The organism is Longimicrobium sp. (assembly GCF_036554565.1).
Classification (GTDB): domain Bacteria; phylum Gemmatimonadota; class Gemmatimonadetes; order Longimicrobiales; family Longimicrobiaceae; genus Longimicrobium.
In genome coordinates, this window is record NZ_DATBNB010000108.1 from 1 (window position 1) to 4,057 (window position 4,057).

The following is a 4,057-nucleotide window of genomic DNA, read 5'->3' on the forward strand; positions in this document are numbered from 1 at the left end:
CCGCGACTTCAGTCGCCCCAGCAGGGTCGGGACTCCACGGTTGAGAACGGGATATAAGACGTGGTAGATTCAGCGCCAACCTTTGACGGCAGGAGAACGATGCCCGCGGTACCCTTCGACCAGCTTCCCGACGACGCACGCCTGTGGGTGTTCGGCGCCACCCGTCCTCTGACCGATGACGAACAGCAGCGTCTGCTCGCGCACACGGACGGCTTCCTGCGCCAGTGGGCGGCGCACGGGTCGCCCGTGGTCGGGGGGCGCGAGTTGCGGCACGGCCGCTTCCTGCTCGTCGCCGCCGACGAGCGTGCGACGGGCGTTTCAGGATGTTCCACGGACACGCTGTTCCGCACGCTGGGCGATCTGGAGCGCGAGCTTGGCGTGGAATTGCGCGATCCGTCGCGCGTGTTCTTTCGCGACGAGGACGGCGCGGTCGCGTCTGAGCCGCGCCCCGCGTTCCGCCAGCGCGCGCTGTCCGGCGGCGTCGGCCCGGACACGGTCGTCTTCGACAACACCGTCCCCACGGTCGGCGACGTTCGCAACGGGCGATGGGAAACGGAGATGCAGATGGCCTGGCACGCCCGCGCCTTCCCCGTCGGCGCCAGGAGCTAGGCGCACGCGTCCCGATCGCCACGAGGGCCGGCACCCGACCGACGGATGCCGGCCCTCGTCATTCCCCAAGCCGCACGAGAATAGGGCAGATGACCGGTGCGGAGGTGCGCCGCCGCCGAGTATCTTCCCAGACGACACCGAGAACGGAGGCTACATGAAACTGGATGGACGGGTGGCGCTCGTCACGGGCGCGGCGCGGGGGATCGGTGCCGGGGCCGCGCGGGCACTGGCGGCTGAGGGTGCGCGCGTGCTTGTGACCGACGTTCGGGATGCGGAGGGTGCGGCCGTGGCGGACGCGATCGGCGGCGCGGCGTACCGGCGGCTGGACGTCCGTGAGGAGGCGGACTGGGCCGGGGCGATGGACGACGTGCTGGCCAGGTGGGGGCGGCTGGACGTGCTGGTGAACAACGCGGGGGTGACGGGATTCGAGGATGGCCCGGCGCCCCACGATCCTGAGCACGCATCGCTCGATGATTGGCGGGCGGTGCACCGCACCAACACGGATGGCGTCTTCCTGGGCTGCAAGCACGGCATCCGGGCCATGCGCTCGGCGGCGCGCGGCTCCATCATCAACGTGTCGTCGCGGTCGGGGATCGTGGGCATCCCGGCAGCCGCGGCCTACGCGGCCAGCAAGGCGGCGGTGCGAAACCACACGAAGACCGTGGCGCTCTACTGCGCGCAGCAGGGGCTGGCGATCCGCTGCAACTCCATCCACCCGGCCGCCATCCTGACGCCCATGTGGGAGCCCATGCTGGGCGACGGCCCCGACCGCGAGGCGCGCATGGCCGCCCTGGTGCGCGACACGCCGCTGCGCCGCTTCGGGACGGTGGAGGAGGTGGCCGCGGCGGTGATGTACCTGGCATCGGACGACTCCGGGTACATGACCGGCTCGGAGCTGCACCTGGATGGGGGGATTCTGGCCGGCGCGGTGGCGTCACCGGACAGCGAATAAGGATTGGGGCGCTTCGGATGGATGGGGGTCCTCCACGGCGCGCCGAAGCGGAGCGCGGAGCGATCATGGGGATCGCTCCGCGCTCGTATTCATCATGAAAGTATCTACGAGCCGCGTGAGAGGCGGGCCCCTGGTGCCGGGTCAGCTCTGATTTCGCGACTTGAAGGAACACGGAACAACGAGGGGGCGGCGAGCCTTACGGTTTACGACGAACTACGGCATGCAATGCGTAGCGGAACTCGCGTAAGCTCTGGTCAGGTTACCGCGAATTCGCAGCCCTTTGAGCAGCGATAGTCCTTGTGATCAGAGTTGTGGGTTGAGCAGACGTAGTTGTTCGAAGTGATGCATTCCGTTGCTTGACCACAGGCTTGCTGTAGGCGGAACACCCCGTCGGATGGGCTGAACGTCACCGGCGCCGCCGCAGCAGACCCGGCAATCACGCACAGGCCGAACGCTTTTCGGATCGTCATGGTTCCTTGCTCCTGGTGGAAGTGTTGTTGCCCGCCGCCCCGCTATTTTCGATGCAGACAGCTTGAGACCTGGTTCGCGGCTGGCTGCTCACTGGACGAGTGAAGATGCTGCTCAGGTTCCCGCTCCGGCCCGAAGCACAGCCGGAAGCTCCCATTCCCCCACGGCTGGATGCGGTTCCGTGATGGCCGCGTAGAGGAAAGCGTCATCTGGCGACACCGCGAATGCGGTCACGCGACGGTCGAGCTGGATCTCGGATACGAAATCGCCGTTCCAACGGAAGACGTGGACTCGCTGGCTGCGTTGGTCGCGATCATCAGCCTCACGGCAACCGCAGAACATCACATAGACGTAACGGCGAGTCGAGTGGATGCCTGTGTAGGCCATCTGCCCCTGCGGATCCCAGTGGAAACGGGTGCCGCTGACCGTGTACTTCGCACTGGTCGGGCGGGGCCCCTCGACCGAGCCAAGGCGACGGCCGTCCGCCGAAAAGAAGTCGATCCGGCTGGCCCACTGATACGCAAGGGCCAGCCGGCCTCCGTCGGGGTGCGCCGTCAAGTAGCTGCGGTTGAGGAGTCTGCGTCCGACCGCATGCGGCATTGTACGAGCAGGGAACGGCTGGTCCGCCTCGATGCGCTGGACGGGACGTGCGGCACTGTCGATGACGAGCAGCGTATAGTCGTTGAAGAGACCGTTCGCAATGAAGCGTTCACCCACCCGGACCGGCTGCTCGATGCTTTCGCCGACGTTGAACTGCCGGCTCCTCTCGACGGCAAGCTCTCCGTCGGCAGAGGCTGCGAGAAGGGAGAGCCGACGGTTTTGGAAATCGTATACCCAGGACCTCGGCGGAGAAACAGATTCAACGATGAACGCGCCGGGATCCCGAAACTCGCTCGGCCCTTGACCGTCGCGACCAGCCCGTGCCTGCACCGCACCTTTGGGAAGGTCGATCAGCGCCAAGTGCTTACTCATGAGCCGATCGGTGACAAAAAGGTGCCGACCCACCGGCTGTATGCCTGTAACCGCTCCAAACGCCATCGAGTCACCCAGGACGCGCTTTACCTGGAGTGTATCCGCGGGCTGTGCTGCACCGCTGAGGCGCGGCACACGACCCTGGAAATCAGCCGCGTCAACCACGGTTTCGGCCCTGCTGACGGGCACCAAAGAATCCGTTCTCTTTGGCTGCTCTCGTTCGGCGCCACAGGCCCCTGCGGCAATAATGGTGAATGCCGTCAGGCAACGCTTCGAATGCATGGGCGATATCACGCGGAGTGTGGGGGACTCCCCCAACGATGCGAGCGGAGGTGGGTTCCGGAAGAGCCGGGCAGCAGATGGCTGTGAATCACAAGATAAACGGGATATCGTTCTTTGCAAGAATAATCGGCAATAGATTGCCATGGCCCAAAACAGCCGACATGGCATGATGGAGGAGCCCGTACTCGGACGGACCCACCTCTCCAGGAGACGCCCGCTGGTGGTGCTGAGGTGCGACCGCTGGAGTGGGTGGATCCCGAGTAGTCGCGAGTGTTAACTGCGCTGGCGGCTGGGGGGGGGCCGCCGACGCGATGGCCTGCGGCACAATTTTTCTCAGGAGTGCGGTGGTGGCCCGCGGCTGCCCGCGGCACGCATCCGCGCTCCCGAGATCTATGGCTGGCCACGCAGCAGGATGACCCGCTCAACGCGAGGGAATCTCTGCGCCTTCCCCGATGCGCGTGGTCCTGCGGCGGTCAGAACCGCCAGGAAACGCCGGCCCGGAACAGCAGCACGTTGCCGTACGTGTAGTCGTAGTCGACCGCGACGTCATCCTCCAGGTACGTGCCGATGAACAGCTGGTCACGGCGGCGCGCGTGGTCGGCATCGAAGAAGGTGAGGTAGTCCTCGACCCCGAACGACAGCGCCAGGCCCCGCGAGTTGAGCATCGTAACGGCGTCAATCCCCAGGTTCAGCGCGAACTGCGTGCTGGTTCCGGATACGTCGTTGTCGAAATCGCCCGTGAAGTCCGGGTAGTCCATCCACACAACGGCGGGC

General features: G+C 65.9%; 5 protein-coding genes. 2 read left to right on the forward strand and 3 right to left on the reverse strand.

The window, feature by feature from the left end; translation table 11 throughout:
- Nucleotides 1-99 precede the first annotated feature (99 nt).
- Nucleotides 100-609 carry a hypothetical protein gene (locus VIB55_RS02950; RefSeq protein WP_331875171.1) on the forward strand — a complete coding sequence of 170 codons (510 nt, stop codon included), beginning with the start codon at nt 100-102 and terminating at the stop codon, nt 607-609.
- Between the two features lie 154 nt (nt 610-763).
- Nucleotides 764-1,561 carry an SDR family oxidoreductase gene (locus VIB55_RS02955; protein WP_331875172.1) on the forward strand — a complete coding sequence of 266 codons (798 nt, stop codon included), beginning with the start codon at nt 764-766 and terminating at the stop codon, nt 1,559-1,561.
- A 254-nt stretch (nt 1,562-1,815) separates the two neighbouring features.
- On the opposite strand, the gene VIB55_RS02960 is transcribed toward VIB55_RS02955, so the two are convergent.
- The 3 genes from VIB55_RS02960 to VIB55_RS02970 all read right to left on the reverse strand — a co-directional run.
- Nucleotides 1,816-2,031 carry a hypothetical protein gene (locus tag VIB55_RS02960; RefSeq protein ID WP_331875173.1) on the reverse strand — a complete coding sequence of 72 codons (216 nt, stop codon included), beginning with the start codon at nt 2,029-2,031 and terminating at the stop codon, nt 1,816-1,818.
- Nucleotides 2,032-2,143: 112 nt separating this feature from the next.
- The gene (locus VIB55_RS25600) at nt 2,144-2,989 is read right to left on the reverse strand and encodes a BF3164 family lipoprotein (RefSeq protein ID WP_414680945.1); all 846 of its coding nucleotides are present in this window, start codon (nt 2,987-2,989) and stop codon (nt 2,144-2,146) included.
- 767 nt (nt 2,990-3,756) lie between these two features.
- Nucleotides 3,757-4,057 (reverse strand): hypothetical protein (locus tag VIB55_RS02970; RefSeq protein WP_331875175.1); only part of this gene is annotated, 301 nt, incomplete at its 5' end.